Source organism: Erwinia sp. 198 (assembly GCF_003937915.1).
GTDB lineage: Bacteria > Pseudomonadota > Gammaproteobacteria > Enterobacterales > Enterobacteriaceae > Erwinia > Erwinia aeris.
On sequence record NZ_RHUM01000011.1, the window covers coordinates 29,388 to 53,160 of the forward strand.

Annotated in this window: 19 protein-coding genes; 7 read left to right on the forward strand and 12 right to left on the reverse strand. The window is 54.2% G+C overall.

The annotated features are described in order from the left end of the window. Positions 1-35 precede the first annotated feature (35 nt). The 4 genes from EGK14_RS15620 to EGK14_RS15635 form a co-directional block, all read right to left on the reverse strand. Complete coding sequence (locus EGK14_RS15620) at positions 36-3,110, reverse strand: efflux RND transporter permease subunit (protein ID WP_125290022.1); 3,075 nt, start codon at positions 3,108-3,110, stop codon at positions 36-38. Next, on the reverse strand, positions 3,094-4,257 hold the full coding sequence (locus EGK14_RS15625; RefSeq protein ID WP_125290023.1) for an efflux RND transporter periplasmic adaptor subunit: 1,164 nt from the start codon (positions 4,255-4,257) through the stop codon (positions 3,094-3,096). Before EGK14_RS15625 ends, EGK14_RS15620 begins: the two co-directional genes overlap by 17 nt. A gap of 98 nt (positions 4,258-4,355) precedes the next feature. Beyond that, positions 4,356-5,528, reverse strand: a complete 1,173-nt coding sequence (locus tag EGK14_RS15630) for a cell wall metabolism sensor histidine kinase WalK (RefSeq protein WP_125290024.1) — start codon at positions 5,526-5,528, stop codon at positions 4,356-4,358. After that, on the reverse strand, positions 5,525-6,220 hold the full coding sequence (locus EGK14_RS15635; protein ID WP_125290025.1) for a response regulator: 696 nt from the start codon (positions 6,218-6,220) through the stop codon (positions 5,525-5,527). Before EGK14_RS15635 ends, EGK14_RS15630 begins: the two co-directional genes overlap by 4 nt. 120 nt (positions 6,221-6,340) lie before the next feature. On the opposite strand from EGK14_RS15635, the gene EGK14_RS15640 reads away from it, so the two are divergent. From EGK14_RS15640 to EGK14_RS15650, 3 genes are all read left to right on the forward strand, one after another. Continuing rightward, positions 6,341-7,123, forward strand: coding sequence for a MipA/OmpV family protein (locus EGK14_RS15640; RefSeq protein WP_125290026.1), 783 nt, complete (start codon positions 6,341-6,343; stop codon positions 7,121-7,123). Between the two features lie 105 nt (positions 7,124-7,228). After that, the gene (locus EGK14_RS15645) at positions 7,229-7,603 is read left to right on the forward strand and encodes a helix-turn-helix domain-containing protein (RefSeq protein WP_125290027.1); all 375 of its coding nucleotides are present in this window, start codon (positions 7,229-7,231) and stop codon (positions 7,601-7,603) included. Between the two features lie 440 nt (positions 7,604-8,043). Further along, positions 8,044-9,126 carry a mechanosensitive ion channel family protein gene (locus tag EGK14_RS15650; protein WP_125290028.1) on the forward strand — a complete coding sequence of 361 codons (1,083 nt, stop codon included), beginning with the start codon at positions 8,044-8,046 and terminating at the stop codon, positions 9,124-9,126. Positions 9,127-9,300: 174 nt separating this feature from the next. Here EGK14_RS15650 and EGK14_RS15655 read toward each other — a convergent pair whose 3' ends face one another. Beyond that, positions 9,301-10,560 (reverse strand): sensor domain-containing diguanylate cyclase, encoded by a 1,260-nt coding sequence (locus tag EGK14_RS15655; protein WP_125290029.1) that lies wholly within the window; start codon positions 10,558-10,560, stop codon positions 9,301-9,303. 412 nt (positions 10,561-10,972) lie between these two features. On the opposite strand from EGK14_RS15655, the gene EGK14_RS15660 reads away from it, so the two are divergent. Beyond that, positions 10,973-11,452, forward strand: a complete 480-nt coding sequence (locus EGK14_RS15660; protein ID WP_125290030.1) for a glutathione peroxidase — start codon at positions 10,973-10,975, stop codon at positions 11,450-11,452. A gap of 271 nt (positions 11,453-11,723) precedes the next feature. Here the strand turns inward: EGK14_RS15660 and EGK14_RS15665 are convergent, their stop codons facing one another. Beyond that, positions 11,724-12,401, reverse strand: a complete 678-nt coding sequence (locus EGK14_RS15665; protein WP_125290031.1) for a nitroreductase — start codon at positions 12,399-12,401, stop codon at positions 11,724-11,726. Positions 12,402-12,413: 12 nt separating this feature from the next. Next, positions 12,414-13,370 carry a nitronate monooxygenase family protein gene (locus EGK14_RS15670; protein ID WP_125290032.1) on the reverse strand — a complete coding sequence of 319 codons (957 nt, stop codon included), beginning with the start codon at positions 13,368-13,370 and terminating at the stop codon, positions 12,414-12,416. A gap of 53 nt (positions 13,371-13,423) precedes the next feature. Between EGK14_RS15670 and EGK14_RS15675 the strand changes: the two genes are divergently transcribed. Next, positions 13,424-14,341 carry a LysR family transcriptional regulator gene (locus tag EGK14_RS15675; protein ID WP_233598515.1) on the forward strand — a complete coding sequence of 306 codons (918 nt, stop codon included), beginning with the start codon at positions 13,424-13,426 and terminating at the stop codon, positions 14,339-14,341. A 174-nt stretch (positions 14,342-14,515) separates the two neighbouring features. Here EGK14_RS15675 and EGK14_RS15680 read toward each other — a convergent pair whose 3' ends face one another. After that, positions 14,516-15,337: a Brp/Blh family beta-carotene 15,15'-dioxygenase gene (locus EGK14_RS15680; protein WP_125290033.1), complete on the reverse strand. Its 822-nt coding sequence runs from the start codon at positions 15,335-15,337 to the stop codon at positions 14,516-14,518. Next, positions 15,334-16,047: a bacteriorhodopsin gene (locus EGK14_RS15685; RefSeq protein ID WP_125290034.1), complete on the reverse strand. Its 714-nt coding sequence runs from the start codon at positions 16,045-16,047 to the stop codon at positions 15,334-15,336. The genes EGK14_RS15680 and EGK14_RS15685 overlap by 4 nt, the downstream gene beginning before the upstream one ends. A gap of 770 nt (positions 16,048-16,817) precedes the next feature. On the opposite strand from EGK14_RS15685, the gene EGK14_RS21615 reads away from it, so the two are divergent. Beyond that, a complete protein-coding gene (locus EGK14_RS21615; protein ID WP_255416549.1) occupies positions 16,818-17,018 on the forward strand; it encodes a GrpB family protein in 201 nt (66 codons plus the stop codon). A gap of 77 nt (positions 17,019-17,095) precedes the next feature. Here the strand turns inward: EGK14_RS21615 and EGK14_RS15695 are convergent, their stop codons facing one another. The 3 genes from EGK14_RS15695 to EGK14_RS15705 all read right to left on the reverse strand — a co-directional run bounded on the left by EGK14_RS15695 (position 17,096) and on the right by EGK14_RS15705 (position 22,823). Then, positions 17,096-18,586 carry a diguanylate cyclase domain-containing protein gene (locus EGK14_RS15695; protein ID WP_370256443.1) on the reverse strand — a complete coding sequence of 497 codons (1,491 nt, stop codon included), beginning with the start codon at positions 18,584-18,586 and terminating at the stop codon, positions 17,096-17,098. Between the two features lie 844 nt (positions 18,587-19,430). Next, on the reverse strand, positions 19,431-21,071 hold the full coding sequence (locus EGK14_RS15700) for a methyl-accepting chemotaxis protein (RefSeq protein ID WP_125290036.1): 1,641 nt from the start codon (positions 21,069-21,071) through the stop codon (positions 19,431-19,433). An 849-nt stretch (positions 21,072-21,920) separates the two neighbouring features. Beyond that, entirely contained in the window at positions 21,921-22,823 is a 903-nt protein-coding gene (locus EGK14_RS15705) for a LysR family transcriptional regulator (RefSeq protein WP_125290037.1), read from the reverse strand. Positions 22,824-22,959: 136 nt separating this feature from the next. On the opposite strand from EGK14_RS15705, the gene EGK14_RS15710 reads away from it, so the two are divergent. Continuing rightward, a complete protein-coding gene (locus EGK14_RS15710) occupies positions 22,960-23,706 on the forward strand; it encodes an SDR family oxidoreductase (RefSeq protein ID WP_125290038.1) in 747 nt (248 codons plus the stop codon). Positions 23,707-23,773: the final 67 nt, after the last annotated feature.

Genomic DNA, 23,773 nt, shown 5'->3' on the forward strand with positions numbered 1-23,773 from the left:
CCGTAAAGAGAAGCCCGGACAGGGCCAGCTTTTATCTATCCTGCTTCAGCGCCAGAAGATTTTTTCCGGCTGGCCCGGCGCGCTTCCGTCTGCATCACCAGACTCAGGGCCGCCGGCAAAACGGTGAGCGTCACCAGCGTCGCCACGATCAGCCCGCCGATAATCGCCAGCGCCATTGGCCCCCAAAAAATCTGACGGGAAATGGGGATCATGCCCAGGATGGCTGCGCTGGCCGTCAGAAGGATTGGGCGGGCGCGGTGAGAGGCAGCGGCCTGAATGGCGGCGTTATAGTGCATACCTGAGCGTCGGTTATTGTCCGCCTCAGTGATGAGTATGACCGCATTGCGGATAATCATGCCCGCAAGCGCAATGATGCCCAGCAGCGCCACAAAGCCCATCGGCGTGCCTGTCGGCAGCATAGCCAGCACGATTCCGGGCAGGCCAAAAGGTGCCATCAGCAGCGCCAGAAGCATACGGGAAACGCGCTGTAGCTGAACCATCAGCAGCACCAGCATACAGAGCAGCGTGACCGGCAGAATAGCAAATACAGAGCTGTTGCCCTTGTCGGACTCGGCTACGGCTCCGTCTTCGCTGAGGCTGTAACCCAGCGGCAGTCCGGCCCTGAAGCGGTCAATAACCGGCTTCAGCCCGGCCGATACCCTTTCGGCGCGCAGACCAGGTGCAAGATCCGTCTGCACGGTGATAAACGGCAGGCGCTGACGCCGCCAGATTACGGGATCCTCAAGCCCCCACTGCGGCGTGGCCACCTGCGCCAGCGGGATTTTCGCGCCCGTTTGCGCTGTCAGAAGCAACCCGGACAGGCTGTCAAGACGGCGCCCTTCATCGTTGCCCTTGAGAACGACATCAACCAGCCTGTTCCTGTCACGCACGGTGGTAATCAGCATTCCCGACCACAGCGTGTTCAGATAACGGGCAATCAGCTCGGAAGAGAGGCCCGCTGCCCGCGCGGCCGACTGATCCACCTTCAGCGTGACAACCCGTTCAGGCTCGCCCGCCGTCTGGTTGACCTCACGCGTCAGCGGAGAGGCGCCAAGCGTTGCTGCCAGTCGCTCTGCCTGCGCCCTGACCTGCTGGTAGTCAGGCCCGCTGACGCGGTAGCGAACGGGCCAGCCTACGGGCGGCCCCAGCTCAAGAGGAGCAACCCGCGTGGTGATGTCGCTAAAATCCCGCGCAAGCACGCCATCAAGATAGCGCCGCAGTCTTTCTCTGGCCGCCAGGCTTTTGGCCACCACCACCAGCTGAGCGGTATTTTCATCATCAAGTAAAACGTCCATCGGCAGATAAAAGCGCACTGCTCCGGTGCCGACGTAAGACGAGTAGTGGTCAACGTCGCGGCTGGCTGATACGGCTTGTTCCAGCCGCTCTGTCTGACGTAGGGTCGCCTCCTGAGAGGCATTCGCTGGCAAAGACAGGCTGACCAGAAGCTCGGGCCGATCCGAGGCCGGGAAAAACTCGCCCTGCATCCGGGTCATACCCGCACCTGCCAGCAGCAGCGCCAGTAGCGCGAGGCCAAGCGTCAGAAGCCGGTGTCGCAGAACGCGGGCGAGCAGGCGGCGATAAAGCCCGCCGAGGCGACCAGGACCGGCGGCGTGTTTCTGCAGGGTGCCCGGCAACAGCCAGCTGCCGGTCAACGGTGAAAACAGCACGGCCACTATCCATGAGCTGATAAGCGCAATCAGCACCACGGCAAACAGGGTATAGCAGTATTCTCCCGCGCTTGAGGCGGCAAAGCCGACCGGAATAAAACCGGCAATCATGACCAGCGTACCGGTCAGCATCGGAAACGCCGTAGAGGTGAACGCATAGGTTGCCGCGCTGGCGCGTGAATCGCCGGCTTCAAGCCTGGCCACCATGGTTTCCACCGTTATCATTGCATCGTCAACCAGCAGCCCCAGGGCGATAATCAGCGCGCCGAGCGAGATCCGCTGTAGCCCAATACCGGCAAGGTGCATACAGATAAATGTCATAGCCAGCACCAGCGGGATTGCTGCCGCCACCACCAGGCCGGCACGCAGGCCCAGTGAAACAAAAGACACGGCCAGCACGATGATCACTGCCTCTACGAGCACGTGCATAAATCCGCTGACGGCCTCATCCACCACGGCGGACTGATCGGCAATACGCGTCATCTCAATACCGTGCGGCAGCCGTTCGGCCTCGCCTGCCATGCGCGCGCGCAGCGCCTGGCCGAAAGCAAGCATATTCCCGGTCTGAGCCATCGAGACGGCGAGCCCGATCGCAGGCTGTCCGTTGACGCGATAAAGCGGCGCAGGCGGCTCTGTAGGTCTGCGCACGACGGCGGCAATCGCTGTAAGAGGGATATAGCGTCCGTTTACCCGCAGCGTCACCGTGCGCAGGCTCTCTTCGTTTTTGAAAGCCCCGCTGACTCGCAGCGCTATAGTGTCATCGGCCGTACGCACGGTACCCGCTGGCTCTACCACGTTCTGCGCGCGAAGCGCCTCAGCGACCTGCTGTAAATCCAGCCCCATCGATGACAGCTTACGCGGTGAAAAGGCCACCACCAGCTGCTCTTCCTGCTCGCCCAGCAGCTGAATTTTACCCACGTCCGGCAGGCTCATCAGATCCCGGCGAATGTTGTCCACCCGATCTCTTAATTCCCGCATGGAAAAACCCTCTGCGGTAAACCCGTAAATAGTGCCGAAGGTGTCTTCAAAATCATCGTTGACGGCAGGCCCCTGCACGCCCTGCGGTAAAGAAGGGGCGGCATCCTGCATTTTTTTACGTACCTGATACCAGATGTCGGCAACCTGCGCAGGGGGCGTATCATCGCGAAGGTTTATAAAGATAACGCTGCGCCCGGCGTGCGTCTCGCTCTGGACGTAGTCAAGCCGGGGGATCTCCTGCAGTTTTTTCTCCAGCGTGTCGGTCACCAGCCTGACCGTATCGCTGAGGTTCGCGCCCGGCCATTGGGCAGAAACCACCGCTGTTTTGATGGTAAATGCGGGATCTTCAGTCCGCGAAAGCTGCTCATAGCTTATGATGCCCGCAGCCATAATGAGCAGCATCAGGAAGGCAATTAACTGCTGCTGCTTCAGCGCCCAGGCGGAAAGGTTAAAGCTCTGCTTCATCCTGATCCTCCTTGCTCCAGGCCACGCGCTCGCCGTCACGCAGGCTTCTGACGCCCGCTGTAACGACCCGCTCCCCGGGCGCGATCCCGGCGCGTATAAATACGGAATCTGCCGAATAGCCTGCGATATGCACGGCTCTCCGACGGACCCGGTTGTTAACCGCATCCAGCAAAAATACGGCGGGATCGCCTGCCTGGCGCGTCAGGGCCGACGCCGGAAGCACCATAACCGCCTCAGCTGCCGTTTCTGCGGCCGGCAGCGTGACCGTGACGCTGGCGCCCATCGCCATATCGGGCGGTGGATTATCCAGCGTGACCCGCACTCGCCAGCTTCGCGTTTGCGGATCGGCCTGCGGATTGATATCGCGCAGATGCCCCAGCGCGCTTACGGTCGGATCCCGCAGCAGCGCAAGGTGAAAAACGGCACCGGGCTGGCGGGATACCATTGCGGGACTGGCAACGTCAAACACGACGTCGCGGCCATTGCCAGCGGCAACGGTAAATACCGTTTCCCCGGCGCTGACAACCTGCCCTGCTGATGCGCTGACGCCCGTCACTACGCCGCTGGCAGGCGCGGTAAGGGCCGTCCAGCGCAGGTTTTCCTTCGCATTTTTCAGCGCCGCCTCGCTGCTCTGCGTGCGCGAAAGCGCCGCCTGCCAGTCAGCCGTGGCCGTATCCAGCTGAGCACGAGCGATAGCACCGGACGGCATCAGAAGACGCATTCGATGCAGATTAAGCAGCGCCACTTTTTCTGCGGCCCGGCTGCTGCTGACATCAGCCTGCGCGCTGATAACCTGGTTCAGCGCCGCCGGACTGTCCAGCACGGCCAGCGTGTCGCCCTGGCTGAACCGGCTCCCGACGTCGGCACTGCGCGTCAGTATGCGGCCCTCCAGCCTGAAACTCAGGGAGGTTTCATCATGCGCGCGGACTTCACCGGTCAGCGTCTGCTGAGCAGGAGCCGTGCGCGGGCCGATCGTCATCCATTCAACCGGACGCGGTGCGGGTGGATTTTGTTGTTTTTGCCGATCGCAGCCGGTCAGCATAACAGCCATCAGCACAAGGCCGAGCAGCAGTAAGACACTATGATGTCGCAGATCCAGCAGTTGCCAGGCCCCCTGTTTTATCAGGCCTGGAAGGTTGTCTGACATGGCGCAGTTCCTCAATTGAGTTTTGCGCCATTAAACCTCGCCATTATCAAGAACCCGGCCACATTCCATCAAGGGAGTGTCAAGACCCTCAGCAACCGTTATACATCGTGAGGCAGCACGATCCGCATTCTTAATCCGCCCTCAGGCGGCAGCGTGGCGTCCAGCGTTCCGCCGTGCGCCTGACAGATAGCGCGTGCAATTGAAAGGCCCAGCCCGCTCCCGCCAGAATGCCGTGCCCGTGAGGCCTCTCCGCGCGTAAAGCGCTCAAACATGACTTCAAGAAACGCCGGCGGCACGCCGGGCCCTTTGTCCTGAAAAATAATCTCATAATGCCCGTCTGTGCTGCGGCTGCTCAGATACAGGCTGGTGCCGGAACCCGCATAGCGCAGCGCATTTTCCAGCAGGACGGTAAAAACCTGCCCCAGACGAAACGGATCGACGTTAAGCAGCGTTTTTTCAGCCAGTTCGGCAACCGGATAAATGCCTGCTTCATCAAGCTGGGATTTTATCCACTGCAGGCGATAGCGCAGGATCTCGGACGGACAGCAGCGAACCCTTTCCAGGCTAAGCTGCCCGGCGTCCGCCAGTGAAAGCAGCTGCAGTTCATCAATCAGCCTACGCAGGCAGTTCAGCTGGCCCATGATCATGGCAAGCTGTCGCCCATCCGCGCTGAACACGCCGTCAAGCAGCGCCTGTAGCCGAACCATGGCTGCGGTCAGCGGGGAGCGCAGCTCATGCGCCATAGCGACATGTGAGGCGCGAAGCTCTTTTTCATAACGCGCAAGCTGGCGCGTCATGGCGTTGAAGTTTTGTGCGAACTGCACCAGTTCTGCTGGTGCCGACGGCGTCAGCGCAGCCTGCGCACCGAAGTCACCTTCCGTTACCTGTTCAGCTGCGCCTCTGAGCTGGCTGAACTGAGCCGACAACGGGCGGGCATGGCGCAGCCCGAACCAGGCAATGAATGGAATCGTCACCAGCACCAGGACGCCGACGGTGATCCAGTCCGAAGAGGCGATGGAGGGATCGGAATAGCCGATACCCCACCAGCTATCAATGATCTGATGAAAACGCGCCGGATTAAGATTAGGGTTTTCACGCAGAACCAGGAATTCCTGCAGTATCGCGTGGGGCATATGCCAGGTGATCCAGAGATACTGAAGCGTAAAGCGCAGCCACATGCACAGCGCTATCAGGACAACGGTACCGATGGCAAGCGTCAGAATGCGAACGCAGATCCAACGCCACAGGGTTTGCAGCTGTGGATTTTTCATGGCTGCCGGAACCTGTAGCCGACGCCGCGTACGTTAAGAAGAACCTCTTTCATGCCGGCCGCCTCAAGTTTTTTGCGCAAGTTGTAGATATGTGTATCGACCACGCGTTCAAGCGCGTCGCTTTCAGGCAGGCACCGCTCCAGTAAAAACTGACGGCTGAGCGCACGAACCGGGGCGCGCATCATCGTCACCAGTAATAAAAACTCGGTTGGGGTCACGTCCACGTTGATTAGATCATCAATACCGCGCGTAACGGTTACGGTCATGGCCGAAGTATGAACCTCCAGCGCCTGCCAGCGCAGCACCTCCTCTTGCTGAACCGCTGGCTGACTTCGCCGCAGCACGGCCTGCACGCGCGCCACAACCTCTCCGGGATGGTAGGGCTTGACCACGTAGTCGTCGGCACCGTAGCGCAGCGCGCCGATGCGATCGGGCATGTCGCCGATGGCCGTTACCATAATCACAGGAACGTCACTGCTGCGCCTGATTTTTGCCAATACCTCCGTACCGTTAAGACCCGGCAGCATCACGTCCAGCAGGATCAGATCAGGGTGCCAGCGCCCGGCTATTTCCAGGCCCGACACCCCGTCCCCGGCCGCGCGAACTTCGTAGTTTTCGCGGCGTAAATAGGCTTCAAGCACCTCAACCGCATCTGCGTCGTCCTCAATAATAAGAATTTTTTTGTTTTGCATGGTTCACCTTGACACTTTCTTCACAATTCCCTGGCCGTTTATTGACACACCCACAGGATACTCCGGGTTGTCGATACGGGTGTATCGGCAAAGTGGAATGAACCCATAAGAGGTAAGGTGATGATAACCAGAAAAGCACTGCTGTATATGGCCGGTCTGGCCCTGACAACTTCAGCGACGGCCCGCGCGGACAGCGGTGATGCCCAAAATAGCGTGACCGTCGGCGTCGGCGCACAGTCTGCGCCCCGCTACAGCGGCTCGGATCAAACCCGCCTTCAGCCGGTTCCGGTTTTCCAGGCCCGACACGGTGCCTTCTTTGCGGATGCTCAAAAAGGCATTGGCTACGATTTACAAAGCAACAGTGGACTCTACCTGGAACATACGCTGGGCTACAACCTCGGACGAGATGACAAAAATTCAGACTGGCGTGACGGCGGTAAGAGGCTGAAGGGCATGGGCAAAATCGATCCCACGGTCAATACAGCGCTGGCCATCGGCTGGCAGGTCACGCCATGGCTCAGCGCCGAGGGCAAAGCGGTTCTGCCGTTCAGTGACGATCAGGGCGTCAATTATCAGGCATCCCTGACCCTTCTGCCGGTGCAGAGTGAAAGCGATACCGTCGCGCTGCAAACCGCGGCATTATTTGGCGATGCCCGCTATATGAATACCTGGTACGGCGTCAGTCAGGCGCAGAGCCAGCGCAGCAGGTTTACGCGCTACCGCGCGCCGGGCGGTTTTTACGGTATTGCAACCTCTCTGATCTGGAGCCACCAGTTTGATCCTCACTGGGGAACGCTTATCAGCGCGGGCTATACCTGGCTTGGCGATCGCGTAGCCGACAGCCCTGTTGTTTCCCGGCGCAATGAAGCAACGGGCACGGTCGGCTTTACCTATACATTCTGATGCTTTCTGCGCATAAGCGTTTCCAGGCCGTGCCTCATTGCGTACCTGCCCGTGCAGGCTCGTATCGATATTTATCAAACCTGGGCAGCCAGCGGGAATAACAATATGCTGTCGGACGACGTATTTTTTACGGGGCTGGTATGTTGGATAAGAGAAAACTTAACCAGAAAAGTCACCGTTCAGGAGGTGGCGGCCCGCTACGGTTATTCAAAGTGGTATCTGAACCGGTGCTTTGTGCGCTACGCCGGTATCAGCCTGGGTGCTTTTATTCGTCTGGAAAGGATGAAGGCCGCCGCTGATGAGCTTATCAGCGGCGACCAGCGAATTATAACTATCGCCCTGCGCTATGATTTTGAGTCGCAGCAGACGTTTACGCGGGCATTCAGCCGACAGTACGGTATGCCGCCCGGCGCGTTCAGGCAGGTTATGCGCAAAGCGAAGCCTGAACATTCAGAGAACGCTCACGCCCGAACATGCTAGCGGCTGATTATCATTCCCTTTCATCGCTTTCAGTATTGCCCGGACATACCTGCTCTTCCTTCTCTACGGCTGCCACGCTCGTCTGAATTATCGCGAAGGCTGGTTTTGCTTATCGAATCCGGCGGCGATCTGACGCTATGCTTCTGGTGAGCCTCCTTCCGTCAGGCCACCGCTCAAGATCTATACGATACAGGCATGGTCGCCCGGCTTACTGGCTGATAAATAAAAATTATTATAAATTTCAAGTAATTAAATAAAAAACCCATCTGAATTATCGGTTTTGTCCGATTTTTTTACGTTTACTGCGTCAGTTAACAGAATTTTTCATAAACTCATCTGCGTAAACCATTTACGCTGCAGATAACCGTGAAGACAGCGGTTACTGGATGTTTATGACTTCGCTGACAGCCTGTGGTTGTTGCTGGATATAAGGGAAAAGAATGCCATTACTATTCGATGAGTTATCTGGCGCGCCATCGTGGGTGCCTGCTTTATTGCTCGTCACGCTCTCTTTCGCTGCGGGGGCCGTTGCGCGATTTATCATTCTCAGGTTCATCCGCTACTGGCAGAATCGTGACAGGAAATTATTTAAATCCCTTGAAAAGCATCTTCGCGGATCAATTTTTCTTTTCATCCCACTGATGTTAATCAACGTCGGGCTTAATTATATTAATATTCACCCGCACTATCTTGATCTTATTACAACGATTATTAATACCTTCATTATACTTTCGCTTTGTTCTATCCTGATTCGTTTGACTAATGTCGTGCAGGATATGCTTTTTATCCGCTATGACATTAATCTTTCTAATAATCTTCGTGCCCGTAAAATCCGTACGCAGATAATATATGTAAAAAAGGTCGCTATCGTCCTGCTCGTGACGCTGTGTGTTTCACTGATCCTGCTCAGCTTCCCCGGCGTGCGAAAATTCGGCACCACAATTCTGGCCGGTGCCGGGGTGGCCGGAATAATAATTGGCTTTGCCCTGCAAAAGTCGCTCGTTAACCTGTTTGCCGGTATTCAGATAGCCTTCACCCAACCGATTAAAATTGATGATGCTGTAGTGGTTGAAAAAGAATGGGGCTGGATTGAGGAGATAAACCTGACTTATGTGGTCGTGCGTATCTGGGATCTGCGCCGACTGGTTCTGCCCATCACCTACTTTACAGAAAATGCCTTCCAGAACTGGACGCGTAATAACGCCCAAATATTAGGCACCGTTTTTCTTTACCTTGACTATTCGATGCCCTTAGAACCGCTGCGAAAGCATTTTGAAAAAATCCTCAGTGAAACAAAACTCTGGGATCGGGAAACTCAGGTGCTCCAGGTGACGGATACTGATGACAGAACCATGACCATCAGATTATTAATGACGGCACAAAATTCCCCCATGGCCTTTGATTTACGCTGCCACGTGCGGGAAAAAATGATTGAGTTTATTCAGCAAAACTACCCGCAGTGCCTGCCTAAAACCAGGGCTACCCTGGCCGATCCGCTGCTTGACGGTCCGGGAAGTCGATAATTAATCGCGTTTGTTTTTCTGGATAATGAGAGTGGAACGTACAGTACGCGGCACAAGCATCAGGACAGCTGTGCTTCCGCTTCTCGCTTTCAGGGCGCCATGCGCTGGCTTTGTGCCAGACGGGCGTCCGGGTAAAAGACGCCATAAGGCATCACAGACAGGGCCAGCGCTGTGTTAATGACGTAACGGCTGCGCTGCAGGCACGAAAAACTGATATGACCCGTCGCGTCGTGCTTTCGCCTGGTACATCGCTTTATCGGCATTTTCAAACAGCATGTTGGCCGATGCCGCCCCAAACCGTGCGAGGCTAATGCCAACAGACGCCCCAATACGTACTTCTGTGCTATTGATAGCGAATGGCTCTTTCAGGCTGTTAATAATGCGCCGGGCGATGGCAGACGCCGCCTTGCGATTGATGCACTTCGCGGCTACCACAAACTCATCTCCGCCCAGACGCGCCACCGCATCGCCAGGGCGCATACAGCGTCGTAGCCGCTCGCCTACCAGCCGTAGCAAAACGTCCCCTACCGCGTGCCCCATCGAATCATTGACCGCTTTAAATCCGTTTAAATCGATAAAAAGGACGGTCGTGTAGGCCAGATCTTTGCCCTGCGCAAGCATATGGCTCACCCGGTCGTTGATCCAGCCCCGATTAGGTAGACCGGTTAAGGTATCGCGGGTTGCCAGTTTTTCGAGCTTGCGGATCCGCTCTTTATCATGAGTAATATCCCGTGAAACCAGCACTGCGCCGATGTTCTTGCCAGTGGAAGGGTCGCTGACGCCGCAGGCCTTGGTGCCGAGCGTAATGTAATGACCGTCGCGATGCTGCTTGCGCACCTCGACTACATCCGACCGCACGCCACCGTTGAAAAGGAATACCAGTGCATCCGTAGCGGATGCTCGGTCGTCGCGATGCAGGAAATCCACCACCGGTTGACCTTTCATCTCATCGGCTGACCAGCCTATCATTTTGCTGTAAGAAGGCGAGACTGAAACGTACCTGCCGTCTGCATCGCAATGGGCGATCAGGTCAGTGCTGTTTTCAATTAACAGGCGGTATTCCGCCGCGGTGCGCAGCGCGTCTTCCAGGGCTTTGCGCTGCCCGGTTATATCAAAGATAAAGCCGCTATATTGCCGACAGGGAACATTGGGTGGGCAGTCAGGCAGGCCTGAAACAATCACGCATCGTGTCGTTCCATCCAGACAACGGATCGGCACTTCGATATGAAAAGGCGTGACGCATTCCAACGCCGCGGTAAGCTGCAGCGCGATCTGCGCATCATCATCAGCCTGTGCGAGCCTCAGCCATGCACTTAGCGTTACGCCTTCAAGCGTGGGTATAAGGCCAGCAGGACTTTCCTGACTGGTGATGCAAATGCCCTGGGCGTCTGTGGACCAAACGGCGGAAAGAGTGGGTTTGATCACTGTGTTCATGGTGGTCGGGTCCGTTGTTGGCTGATGCCGCAGTTTCTACGGTGCCATTTCACCTGCCGGAGCGGGAAATTATCTATGGCAAAACTCTGGGTCAGAAGTAGTAGACTACGTTTATCGGCTAATTCACTTATAACCTTTAATGAATATTGCTCGATTAAACGGCTGTACAGTCTGCAACTGCCGCGTTATGCAACGTGTACAGACTGGCAATTTATCCCGGTATCGTTACGTTATGTAAGGCCGCCTCGATCCGGGAACCGATATGCCCGCATCCCGCTCATCACTGCCCTTGCGCCTGGTACGGGCTGTTCCGTATCAGAAGCTGATGTGAAAAATATGCCGTTGCGATCGGCAGGCAACTATTCTGTCTTACACAACCCATCTGCAATATGAGTACGCTGAGGATGTCGCCATGACCATGTTTCATCAACTTACCGCCACCAGCCTGAGTGGCCAGCCGATCCCTATGGCCGACTACGCCGGCAAGCTGGTTATTGTGGTCAATACCGCCAGCCACTGTGGCTTTACGCCACAATACGCGGGCCTTGAATCGCTCTACGGGAAGTACGCCGCCCAGGGGCTGGTAGTGCTGGGTTTTCCCTGCAATCAGTTTGGAAAACAGGAGCCCGGCGGTGCTGACGACATCGCGCAGACCTGCCACATCAACTATGGCGTGAGCTTTCCGATGTTTGAGAAGGTGGCGGTCAACGGTGCCTTAGCGCATCCGGTATTTCGTTATCTGAAAGCCGAATTGCCCGGCGTGCTGGGCGGGCGGATCAAATGGAATTTTACTAAGTTCCTGATTGGACGCGACGGCACACCGCTCAGGCGTTTTGCACCGATTACCCCCCCGGAGAAAATGGAAACCGCGATCCTTGCTGCACTGGAATAAGCGCTTCAGTCAAATTATAAAGGCTGTGCAGTAGCCTGATATAACGTATCGCAGCGGTAGTAAGAAATGACGAGAGCAGCGCGTTATTGACTTGTGTGCTTTGCTGAATGGGAAGGTTTGTGCTGGTGCCGACAAACCGGATTAACCGACTGTGACAGAGCGCTTGATGAATATCCGCTTTGTGTCAGAAGCGGACGTCGGCCTGCACATGCTGTTTGGTTCCACGTGCCTTGTCGGACACGTGGCCAGTATATTCAATAACGCATTTCAGTTACTGATGAAATGTGACGCTTTCACCGAGTGGCGCTTTATTAATCCTGTATTGATTTGCAGGGTGATGCCGGTCCGGATAGCCCAGAGAGATACCGAACAGTAGTTTAAACGCCGGGTCTACACCCAGTTCTTCGCGGATAGTTTCGGCGTAAAAGCCCAGCATGGTCTGCGGAATACCGCCCAGGCCGTGAGCAGTGAGAGACAGCAGCAGCGTCTGAGCGTACATGCCTGTGTCACCCGCTACACGAACGTTATCGCCTACTTCCGGCATAAAAAGCAGCGCAACATGGGGCGCATTAAAGAATTCCAGATTACGGCGTGAAGCATCGCGCCGCTGCTCATAGTCCTCACGTTTAACGCCGATGGCCTGATAATAGGCAGCGCCCTGTTCTCTGGAACGTTCATGGTAGATGCCAGGGAAATCGCTGGTGTCAAAACTGAAGTCTGGCGTCAGCAGTCCCGCATCGTCCGCCGCAAGAAGGGCCTTGCTCAGCGCATCCCTTTTTGAACCTGAGACAATATGCGTTTGCCAGGGCTGGGTATTACAGTTTGACGGTGAGCGCTGCGCATCCTCCAGCACCGAGCGGAGTATGTCTTGCGGAACCGGATCGGCAAGAAAATTACGTACTGAATGGCGCTCACGCACGACATCCCGAAAAAGCATTGCTTCAGACATAGTGAGCCTCTTTTAAAAGTCCTGCATAAGATCGGCAACAATTTCTGCTGCCGGACGAATGGATTTAATAACGGAAATACCCGTGCCGGTAGACACGACGCCCTGGTCAAAGTTGCCAAGCCTCATGGCCTGCCACAGCGAGTGGTAGCCATTCATGGCTTTAAACATGGTTTCACGATCGGTGTCCTGCGAGTCTAACTCCGCAAGTTTCGGGCTTAGCCCGGTGGGCAAGGTCCGGTAATAAGCCGGCAGCGTACGGAACAACAGCAAATCCTCCGCCGTGGAATCGACAATCAGGCGTTTAACTTTGTCAGCGGCAGGGTTTTCAACCGCCGTCAAAAAAAGGCTACCCGCAAACACCCCTTCAGCCCCCAGCGCCAGCGCGGCACGCACGCCGCGGATATCACTTATACCGCCCGCCGCAATGACCGGAATGCTGACGCTGTCCACGATCATGGGAACGATGCTGAATGTACCAATCACCCTGGATGGCACGGTGCCACCTTCGTCAAAACCTGTGGCAATAATAATGTCGGCGCCTAATCTCTCCGCCTCTTTAGAATTGGCAATAGAGGGCGTGAGCGCGCGGTAAAGAATTTTTATACTGCGGCTTTTAAAAAAATCATAGATTTCAGGGGTCAGCACCTCATTGATAAGTACCACTTCCACGCCTTCTTCTGCCAGCATTTCAGCAGTAGGCTGCCAGAAACTCATGTCCGGGCCGTTGATCAGGGTTGCAGCAAAAGGGTTATTCGTCAGCTTTTTAACTTTGCGGATCTCCTCCCGCATACGATCCAACGCCACATAGCGAGATCCCGGCAGGCTTTTCTGTCCGGCATGGGGCCCAAGGGTGCCAAGACCACCCGCGTTTGAAACCGCAGCAACCAGTTCCGCATTAGTCAGAAAATATAAGGGTGCCTGTATAAGTGGATAGCGAATATTTAAGATTTTAGTGACGCGGCTGTTCATTTTTAGATCCTGAAGAAATCACTCAGACAAAATTTTACCCTTTGCAAAATGGAATGGAATCACCAAAAATAGATCTGTTCTTCCCAAAAATGGAAAGTAGAGTGGATTTTAACGCAACGAAATTGTTCATCGCGGTAGTGAATGCCGGAAGCTTTTCCGCGGCCAGTGGCAGAACAGGGATACCGCTCTCCACATTAAGTCGGAAAATTAATGAGCTCGAACAGGCATTGAGCGTACAGCTCCTGGAGCGTTCGCGGCATGGGGTCAAACCCACCTATAAAGGGCAACAATTTTTTGAACAGGCCCGTCTGGGTATTGAGTTACTGGAGGATGCGCAAAAGTCCGTCACCTCTGTCCACACCCTACAGGGAAAATTGCGTCTGTCTGTTCCACCTAATTTTTCACTATGGTGGGATTTATTGATCGCGTTTCAGCAACGTTATCCCGATATCACCGTGTTTTGTCATTCCAGCGAAAGGATTGTTGATTTGTTCGGGGATGGCGTCGATGTGGCACTCAGAATGGGCGACCTGAATACGGATGACGTCATCGCTAAGCACCTGATGACCTTGGAAACATTGTTTGTTGCAAGCCCGGACTTATTGGCACGTTACGGCACACCTGAGACTCTGGCGGAAATGGCCCGCCTTCCGGTTGCTGCCTGGGAAAGCCTGGATCACGGCTTTTTTGAGTGGGGTTCGGGAAGCGAAAGAGTCAAATATGAGCCCTTCTTTTCCACTAATAACACCCAGGGCTTAATTCATTACGCTCTGCAGGGTAAAAGCATTGCTCAGGTACTGGATTTTGCAGCCAGACCCTGGCTGCAAAGCGGTGAGCTGATTCAGCTTTTACCAGATAAAGCCACGCAGAAGCTTCCACTACACCTTGTCTACGCCCGGCATAAACATCCCTCAGCACTGGTACGAGCGTATCTGGAGTTTTGCACCGAATGGGTCGGGAAGCTGAATTAGCGTGATAACAACAACGCCCGCTCCTTGCTCGAAGCGGACTCTGGCTGACGATCAGGGCCGTTTAGTGTCAGGAGCGGACGTTGCTAATTACAGGTGTACTAATCAATGGGAGCTGATAACAATCTCTTTATGGCATGAAAAAGACATTTTTATTAAATGCGCAAATGCTTTAATTTATTGATGCCATCCGCTATGCGACTGCTTTTCAAACCATGGCGTAATAATCAAATGCGGGATGGCAAGTGCCGCCAGTGCGGCAAATAACGAGCGGATACCAGCGACATCGTGAGGTTGCATCAGAAAGCTCGTCAGCACGACCAACAGGATTGCTGCAACCAGCACCGGCCAGACGGCGCGCAGATAGTCGGAATAGTGCGAAAACCCCAACAAATTACGTCGCTCTCGGGTCTGCGGTAGCGCATGCAGAATTAAAAAACCCATTGAGAATCCGACAAAGGGCGGCAGCAGCAGCAGCGTCAGCGTCCCCACAAGCAGACGTCTTTCACGCCGGTACGCTCCTGCAGCTACTAAACACAATGCAGCGATTCCGCCGGCGACGGCCATGCCTGCTGTAACACTATCGGGCATGGCAGAACCGGGCCCCGCCTGATGCAGAATGGATCTGTACTCTGCCAGATGCAGCGTGGCAGGCGTTGCGATCAAACTGATGCCACGCGACAGCCGCTCAGCTATATGACCGTGCGGCGCATCTTCCAGCGCAAAATGCACGGCGGACGCCATCAGGAATCCCGGCAGCGCTACCGCCGGACTCCAGTGCCACCAAAACAAACAAAGCACAATGACCAGACCGTAACCTGCCAGAAACGGCAGTTGCCGATCGCGTCTGACGACCTCCAGGTCGCTTGCGCCGTGCGCCATGCCAACGATCCCGATCGCGATAACAGCAAACAGCACCTGGGCTGCCAGTGGACTGAAAGCGGCAACCAGCGCTCCCCCCCAGAGCGCCAGCCAGCCTGTGTGCTGTTGCAGGATCATATCCGCACTGCGCCATCGCGCTCAGCATAGCGCAAAGCTTTCTCCAGGTTTGCCGCCGCGTAGAATGCGTAAAACACTTTGGCGATAATATCGAGGATAAGGAACGCCCAGATCGATGAAGGATCGGTAATGATTTTTAGCCCTTCCGGCCCGACAAGAAAAACCACAGGATAAATAAACCAGACCACTGTCAGCAGTGCGACGTTTTTATTATAAGCTCCCGCCAGCGCGCTGCCACGCTCAGCCGCCATCTGGCGCAGCGGTCCCCACAGCAGATACACCACCCCAAGAAACGCCGCGCAGGACCAGAGATACCAGACCCATTTACCGGCCGTTGTCTCAGCCAGCGAAGAGATGAGGCCGGTAATAATCATCATTACGTCCAGTACGATAATGGCGGTTAGAAAGCCGCCTGTCTCACCTGGCTTGCCATGCTCATGGAAGGCAAGCATGACCAGCCCTGCCAGCAGGATCGGCGTGGTGACTGACCAGTCGGCATAGCGCGCCATATAAACGGTGGTACCACTGTCGAGCGTCAGGTTGCCATAGCCAAATGCCATTGCCAGATAGGCGGTTGCAGCAATGAAGGGAACGGATGCGTGCATCAGAGTATGATGACGGGAAGGAAAAGTTTTACTGCCGCTGGCATAGATTGCCAGTGACGCAATCGCCATAACCGAAAAGCCGATGAGAAATGCAGTTTGATCCATCTTAATTACTCCTGTGCAGAGACGCGCTGAATACGCCTGCTGCGCTGCCATAGAAAATGTAGAGATAAAGTTATATTCCGGATGGGAATATGCTTGAAGTATATGACCTTATTTGCATCCTGCAATTAATTACAAGGTTATTTTAACTGCTATAAGACAATAAGATGATTTTTAGTTGACAGGGGTTTGATATATGACCATCTTTCTGTCGGCTATAAATTTTAGTGTAAGTAAATGTATCATGAGATGATTAAGGATTGCGGAAGTTATACAATCCCAAATTAATACCATTCAATTTTTAGATGCGCGCCTTCTACGCCGCAACCATACTATGAAAAAAACTGCATCAAATACCCATAAAGGTGGACGGTTTATATCAGGCGACTGAATGGGCCTCATGTCAGTGCGTCCGTCTCACCAGCATCCCCTATCGATAAAGGACGGGAATACTGCAATAAATAATGAAAACAAGCCTTTTCGTTATTAAGGCTAACTGAAAGGTGCAGGTTTGGTCATGTTGGCGTTCCACCAAATGCTAAAAAAGCGCATGTCCGCCAGGGAAAAAATCGAACAGTGTTTGATTAATGCTCATTATGAGCGAAAAGTGGACGTTTATTTTTTTATATCCCACGTGGAAATTCAACTCATCCAGCCATGTAATTGTCAAAAGGGAGCAGGTTATCAAGGCTAAAGAAGAGGTGTATATGCGGACGAGCATTATTGCGCTATACGATGATGAATGGCCTGAGATGTTTTAAGCTGAAAGTTTAGTGATAAAGATCTTGCCCGGTGGAGTAGCTAAAAGTATCCATCATATTGGCAGTACATCTGTGCCTGACCTCTCAGCAAAACCCGTAATCGACGTTCTGCCGGAAGTCTCCAGCATTAATGAACCAGACAGATACAACTCTGCAATGAGCCACGCCGGGTATATTGCTCGCGGCGAGAACGGGATACCGGGGCGAAGATAAAACTACCAAAACTGTTTTTAAATATCACAACATATAATTATTACCCTGTACAGATTGCAGTTAAAGCACTCTTCATATTAACTCATGCCATGGACGCGGTTGCGGCCGCTGCGTTTCGCCTCGTAAAGCGCCCTGTCCGCCTCCTGCTTGAGTCGCTCCGCCTGGTCCGTCTGACCATCAGAAATCAGGGAGCTGCAACCGGCGCTGAGGGTAACCACTCCTTCAGAAAGCCCTGAGCTTTCATGGGGTATAGCCGCGCTCATAACGGCCCTCACGGCCCGCCCGGCCACCTTTTCTGCATCGGGTTGGCTACTGGAGGGCAGGATAATGGCAAACTCTTCCCCCCCGTAGCGCGCCACCACGTCACCCTGGCGGTGAGTAATGCTTTTCAGTATGGCGCCCACTTTCTGCAGGCACGCATCGCCCCCCACGTGCCCATAGGTGTCGTTGTAACGCTTGAAGAAATCAATATCAAACATGATAAGGGATACAGGGTCGCCTGACCTGTGCGACCGCTGCAGGGCTTGCTCCAGCATCAAATTAAACTGACGGCGGTTGGCAAGGCCCGTCAGTCCGTCAGTCAGCGCCAGGGACTGCAGCGTGTGGTTTATAGAGGTCAACTCGTCCCTGACCTGAGTAAGCTCAAGCTGGTTTCTGACGTTAGCCTTTACCTGCCTGAGCACAAACATACCCATGCCTGAAATCATCACAAGCAGCACCAGGTTCAGTGCAACATCGACTGCGTTAGCAGCAAACCATTCTGCCCGGATTGTATCGCGGTCATATCCTGCCGTAACGACCAGTGGATACTGCTCAAGGCGGGCATAGCCATATATCCGCTCCACGCCGTCCAGCGCTGAGCGCCAGATTGCGCTGCCGCTGGCGGACGTTTTCAGGATCGTTGTAAACAGCGGGCTGGCGGAGAGGCTTCGGTTGATAAACGCTTCCGAAAGAGGTCGGATATACAATACCGAGGTATCCGCCAGTATCAGCGCCAGGACATCGCGCTGCCCCAGAGTATAGTAGCCGTAAAACTGGCGAAAGTAGTCCACTTTTACCGTAGCCAGCGCGACGCCGGCGAAGTGGCCCGCCGCATCGTTCAGGCGCATCGATACCGGGATAACCAGCTCCCCGGTAGAGCGACTGCGGATAACGCGGCTGACCCGTACGCCGGTGTCTGTATGGGTTCGGTGCCATATAAAATATTCCCTGTCGGCATTGCTCCCTTTCGCCGGTATGAAATTGCCGGACGTGGCCACCCATTTCCCCTGGGCGTCATAAATAAACAGGCCATGCAGCTGATGCAGTTTGCTCTGCTGCACTTTCAGCTGCGAGGTAAAGGCGGGCGTGGCGGCATAGCCAAACCCGTTCAGGCTGAGCTGCCTGACCGCATCAGCCAGCGTAATATCAACCTGAAGAAAGGCATCTTCCGCCTGTTTTGCCAGCGAAACGGACAGGTTACGGGCATCGTCCTCCCGCACCTTCTGATTGTGCTGCCATGAGCTCCACAGGGTCCATATATTGACGCCCACGACGGCCAGTACGGTTATCAGCAGAAAGAAGGCCATGGTCCGGCCCAGCGAATTGCGCATGTAAGATGGTATGGCACTGCCGGTTTTGTTATTCAAGGTCTTCATACCCTCATACATTCTGATACTGAAACAGTATTTATGAACAGGCTAACCGCAAGGCGGCGCTTATCCCCCTTAAGAGTAGTGCTGACCGGCAGGGCTAAAAGCCAGGTCCGGTGACGCCTTTTCCTTTCCTCGGGCACGATCAGGAACAATGCGCTTCAGTTCTGCTGTAAATTTATACACGGTCAGGCTGGCCATTTCAGCTTTTGGCACGCAGCAGACGTTCAGCTGGTTAAAGAGTTTATTATTTGCCGGCTGAGCCAGCCCTGTGATGTAAACTTTTTAGTGAAGTCTGAAGCGTAAGAGAAAACCTTTCTTTAGGTGAACAAACCAGACCAGGCTCCCGGTAAATCTGTAGGGCTGCTGCTTCACGGATAAACCATGGAGCTGGCAGGCAACGCTTACTGAGGGATAAGCGCGGCTCCCAAATTGTCGCGTACTGACATGCAGGCGCTAATCCAGTCGCGTATTGTAATGCGCACGTCAGACAGCGGCAGTCCAGCTTTCTCAGTCAGGCTTTTTACGATTACTGCACAGCGGTCCGCAGCAATAATAAACGCCTGCCCCGCCAGTTTCTCAAAGCTTATGCCGCGCGGGTTTGTGTGACGGGACTGAGCATGGTCAGCTGGCAGCACCGCAACCTCCTAAACATACCAGACTTTAATCCCCTGAACTTCGGATGTGCTTAAAGATAGCGTAATTTCGGGCAGGCTCACGGTATGCCATAAGAGGTGCAGATAAAGAAGAGCGGCTGCGTCCGGCAGGACGCAGCCGGATATCAGAAGCTGGTCCAGTTTCCGTCCGTATCAGACGGCGTTTCCTTCTTCACTGCCGCAGGTAAAGATGCAATTGCATGCCGGGTGGCTGCGGGAGCCGAGACTGCAGCTAGCGTAAACACCGACACCGACTGCAGCAGCAGGGATGCCTGTTCGCGCAGGCTCTGTGAGGCAGACGCCGACTCCTCAACCAGCGAAGCGTTCTGCTGCGTCACGCCGTCCATCTCCGTTACGGCGAGGCCCACCTGCTCGATACCCCGGGCCTGTTCGGCAGTGGCAGCGGTAATTTCCTCCACGGTGTCGCTCAGCTGAGCCACCGACGACACGATATCCGCCATTGTGGTTACGGACCGGTTAGCCAGTGAGCTGCCGGCATTTACGCTCGCCGAGTTAGCCTCAATCAGCTGACGGATTTCACCGGCCGCCGTGGCGCTGCGACTCGCCAGCGTGCGCACCTCGCCGGCGACGACGGCAAAGCCACGTCCCATCTCGCCGGCTCGGGCGGCTTCTACTGCTGCATTAAGGGCGAGGATGTTGGTCTGGAAGGCAATACTGTCGATCACAGAAGTAATGTCCGCAATCCGGCCAGAGCTTTCGCCGATAGACTTCATGGTGCCGGAAATGTCGGCAGTAACGTCGTTACCCTGACGGGCGACCTCCCGGACGTTAACGGCAAGCTGTGCCGCCTGACGGGCATTGTCTGCGTTGTTTCTGACCGTCACGCCAAGCTCGCTCATGGTGGCGGCGGTCTGCTCCAGCGCGCTGGCCTGCTCTTCGGTGCGCTGCGACAGGTTTGAGTTCCCCTGCGCAATCTGCAGGCTGGCCGCGGCCACGCTCTCGGCGTTGCGGCGTACCGTGCTGACGGTCTGCGCCAGCGAGTCCTGCATTTCAGCCACGGCGGTGAGCAGCATGCCGGTTTCATCCCGTCCGCTGACGGGCACGGCCTGGCTCAGGTCGCCGCGTGCGATGCGCTGTGCGGCGGAAAGCGTCACGTTCAGTGGGCGGGTAATGCTGCGGGTGATAAACCAGGCTGCCGCCGCCGCCAGCAGAACAGCGGCAGCACTTAACGAGGCCAGCAGGATCGTGGCCGTGGCTCGCTCATCTTCAGCCGCACTGCGGGCCTGTTGCATCTGTATTTCCTGAAAAGATACCAGGTCTGAAATGGCTTTCAGATAGTCAACCTGAGTCTGGTAGCGCGGGCCAAGCAGAAGCCCTGCTGCCTCGTCCCGCTTGCCGGCCATGCCCAGAGTCACCACGTCATCTGAAAAAGCCAGATATTGACTGCCGGTGCTTCTGATTAAAGCAATCAGCTCCCGGCTTCGGGGTGCTTTCAGCATGCCGTCGACCTGGTCAACAGTAGCGGTGATTTTATCATGCACCTGGTCATAATCATTTTTAAAGGCTGCCTTCCGGTCAGGTGTATCCGCCAGGACAACATTGCGGACCAGTCGGCTAAGGTCAGTTGAATAATAACGCAGATTGGTTGCAGCCGAGGCCTTCTGATAGCGGCTGCCTGCAAGGGTATCCGCCGTATCTCCCAGGGACTGAATACGGTTAAATCCGGTCAGTGCAACGATGACCAGAAGAAGAAGGATAAAGGCAAACGCCGCGCCAAGCCGTACGCCAATTCTGATGTTGTTCATAATTTTCCTGTCTGAAATAACGGTTATGAAAAAAAGCATTACGTGAGAAAAGATGCTTTTCGTTTCTTTATTAGGTGTGGCAGGCCAGAGGCATCAGGGGTAATTGCTGTATGCGAATTGCGCAAAAATCCTGGCTGCAGGGGGTGCATATCGATGCACTTGTCTGTTCATACCGTGTTAATTTGCAGATTAAAATCGGTGCTTACCCGGTGAGTCTGATAATAATTAAAAAAAAACCGGCGCAGAAGTAACAGGGCCGGGAACCACCTCACAAATGACAAATGCCGTCAGCCATAAAGGCAATTACGCCGACAGCCTAAGCTGGTATCGGCTCGCCTGTCAGAAACTTTATCCCTGGACAGATCCTGTCCGGGTATATTTATACGTTTCCATAAGTGCAGGGTTTGCTCTGGCTTACAGATCCGTCACAGCAATATATTCCCGCAGAGAAGGATCTGACGGCGTTACCAGCGGATTAAAAAGTCGTGAACATGAAATAAGATGAGTGTGAGCGGTCAAAATACGCTGTTTACCAGGTGACGAAATGTAGAATTGTCACCTTTACCCCGACGAATTAATGGCTAAAAGCTGGTTTTAGCAGCTCAGGAAAGAATAGATATTGACCGAATCTGCGCCACACTAACCGATTGTGCCGGGCCTGAGGTGCCGTTCAGATTTATTAGCATCATCTGACGCCTCCGTGCCGTTAAAACGGCATCCCGGAGAAGGCTGCACTGCTCGCCATCCTCATGCGTTTCGGAGAAGGAAAAGATGACTGTGGGGTTAAAGGACATCGCCTGCGACTGACTAAATTTCGGTAACGATTCAGATATGTTCGTTATCTCCGGCTCAATTTATTGCGTGGTGAGCTTTGAAAGCGGAATTTTTTTCAAAAATGTCAGCGACAAAATCCATGAACACAATCGCTCGCTTTGGTAAAAGTCGATTAGCCACATACACGGCTTGAAGGGGAACGAGCGGTGCAGTGTAATCAGTTAGCAATAGTTGTAAATTACCCTTTTCCAGCCCCTCTCTGAACAGCCATTCAGGGCCCTGAGCGATCCCAATCCCCGCATTGACAAATTTCTGTATTGCTTCAGGTGAATTGACCCTGAGCCGACCAGAAACAGGAACATTGATATCCTGAAATCTCCAGGTGGCGCCTGTCGTCAGCAGGGTATAGATCAAACAATGATGCTTTTTTAAATCTTCTGGCGTATCAGGAATGCCGTTTTTAGCCAGGTACTTGTTACTGGCAACACAGACTCGCTCAAACATGCCAAGTCTGCGGGCTCGCATAGCACTGTCTTCCAGGTGGCCAATGCGTATTGCCAGCTCAGCCCCTTCATCAACGAGATTGATATAGCGGTCATTAATCTGTAGATCGAGCGTGAGCTCAGGATAGCGTTCTAAAAAATCGGGAATGTGCGGGACCAGGAATGTGTGGGCCAGTGCTGTGGGGCAGGCAACGCGTAACAGCCCTGTGGGGGTAGCATTTTCTCTGAAAGAAGACTCTGTCTCTTCAACGGCTTCCAGAATTCGTCTTGCCTGCAAATAATAACGTTCGCCTTCAGGCGTTAACGAAAGCTTACGGGTAGACCTGTGAAGTAACCGGGTCTGCAAATGCGCTTCAAGGGTGGCGACATGACGACTTACGTTCGGCTGCCCTAAACCCAGATCCCTTCCGGCTGCGGAAAAGCTGCCCGTTTCAACGGTACGGACAAAACATGTCATCAAAAGTAATTTATCCATCCCGTCGCCCATTTATGCTTTTAAAGCATGAAACATATTCAATCATGCAATCTTATCATTAAATGAGCATGAGTATAAAGTGTCTCCATATCGGCCATTCGCCGATCCGTTGTGAAAGCCAACAGGAGATTTTCAGATGTCCAGATTACAAGGTAAACGCGCACTGATTACCGGTGGAACAAGCGGTATTGGTCTTGAAACAGCGAAGCTGTTTGTTGCAGAAGGTGCACGCGTAATTGTCACCGGGGTTAACCCGGATTCAATCGCAAAGGCGAAAGCAGAACTTGGTAATGATGTGTTAATCGTGAGTGCTGATTCCGCCGATGTCAACGCACAAAGAGCACTGGCTCAGACGGTTAAGGAACACTTTGGCGAGCTGGATATCGCTTTCCTGAATGCTGGCATATCGATGTATATGCCAATTGAACTCTGGACAGAAGCGCTGTTCGACCGCATTTATGCTATTAACGTTAAAGGTCCCTACTTCCTGATGCAGGCGCTGCTGCCAGTGTTCGCCAGCTCTGCGTCAGTAGTCTTTAATACCTCTGTAAATGCTCACACCGGCCCCGTAAATTCTTCAGTTTATGGTTCAACGAAGGCAGCATTATTGAATATGTCAAAAACCCTTTCTAACGAGTTACTTTCTCGTGGGATCCGTATCAACGCGGTGAGCCCAGGCCCTGTTGATACACCGCTTTACGATAAGGCGGGGATCCCGGTGGAATATCACGATCAGGTAATGAAAGATATCGTGGCAACCATCCCTGCAGGTCGTTTTGGTCAGCCTCGGGAAGTAGCGCAAGCGGTACTTTACTTCGCCTCTGATGAGTCTGCCTGGACCGTGGGTTCAGAAATCATCATCGACGGCGGCGTTTCAATCTAAGCCACCAGATAAGATTTAGGATCAGCGGCTGACTGCAATTTTCTATATTTAAGCCCTCCTCTTAAAA

What these genes read in the sequence shown, in the direction of transcription:
- EGK14_RS15670 (WP_125290032.1), bottom strand. Translation starts at nt 13,370, where the DNA reads ATGAACAGCCGCGTCACTAAAATCTTAAATATTCGCTATCCACTTATA.
- EGK14_RS15700 (WP_125290036.1), bottom strand. Translation starts at nt 21,071, where the DNA reads ATGAACAACATCAGAATTGGCGTACGGCTTGGCGCGGCGTTTGCCTTT.
- EGK14_RS15675 (WP_233598515.1), top strand. Translation starts at nt 13,424, where the DNA reads ATGGAATCACCAAAAATAGATCTGTTCTTCCCAAAAATGGAAAGTAGA.
- EGK14_RS15650 (WP_125290028.1), top strand. Translation starts at nt 8,044, where the DNA reads ATGCCATTACTATTCGATGAGTTATCTGGCGCGCCATCGTGGGTGCCT.
- EGK14_RS15665 (WP_125290031.1), bottom strand. Translation starts at nt 12,401, where the DNA reads ATGTCTGAAGCAATGCTTTTTCGGGATGTCGTGCGTGAGCGCCATTCA.
- EGK14_RS15630 (WP_125290024.1), bottom strand. Translation starts at nt 5,528, where the DNA reads ATGAAAAATCCACAGCTGCAAACCCTGTGGCGTTGGATCTGCGTTCGC.
- EGK14_RS15695 (WP_370256443.1), bottom strand. Translation starts at nt 18,586, where the DNA reads ATGGCCTTCTTTCTGCTGATAACCGTACTGGCCGTCGTGGGCGTCAAT.
- EGK14_RS15680 (WP_125290033.1), bottom strand. Translation starts at nt 15,337, where the DNA reads ATGATCCTGCAACAGCACACAGGCTGGCTGGCGCTCTGGGGGGGAGCG.
- EGK14_RS15640 (WP_125290026.1), top strand. Translation starts at nt 6,341, where the DNA reads ATGATAACCAGAAAAGCACTGCTGTATATGGCCGGTCTGGCCCTGACA.
- EGK14_RS15655 (WP_125290029.1), bottom strand. Translation starts at nt 10,560, where the DNA reads ATGAACACAGTGATCAAACCCACTCTTTCCGCCGTTTGGTCCACAGAC.
- EGK14_RS15685 (WP_125290034.1), bottom strand. Translation starts at nt 16,047, where the DNA reads ATGGATCAAACTGCATTTCTCATCGGCTTTTCGGTTATGGCGATTGCG.
- EGK14_RS15645 (WP_125290027.1), top strand. Translation starts at nt 7,229, where the DNA reads ATGCTGTCGGACGACGTATTTTTTACGGGGCTGGTATGTTGGATAAGA.
- EGK14_RS15710 (WP_125290038.1), top strand. Translation starts at nt 22,960, where the DNA reads ATGTCCAGATTACAAGGTAAACGCGCACTGATTACCGGTGGAACAAGC.
- EGK14_RS15635 (WP_125290025.1), bottom strand. Translation starts at nt 6,220, where the DNA reads ATGCAAAACAAAAAAATTCTTATTATTGAGGACGACGCAGATGCGGTT.
- EGK14_RS15620 (WP_125290022.1), bottom strand. Translation starts at nt 3,110, where the DNA reads ATGAAGCAGAGCTTTAACCTTTCCGCCTGGGCGCTGAAGCAGCAGCAG.
- EGK14_RS15660 (WP_125290030.1), top strand. Translation starts at nt 10,973, where the DNA reads ATGACCATGTTTCATCAACTTACCGCCACCAGCCTGAGTGGCCAGCCG.
- EGK14_RS15705 (WP_125290037.1), bottom strand. Translation starts at nt 22,823, where the DNA reads ATGGATAAATTACTTTTGATGACATGTTTTGTCCGTACCGTTGAAACG.
- EGK14_RS15625 (WP_125290023.1), bottom strand. Translation starts at nt 4,257, where the DNA reads ATGTCAGACAACCTTCCAGGCCTGATAAAACAGGGGGCCTGGCAACTG.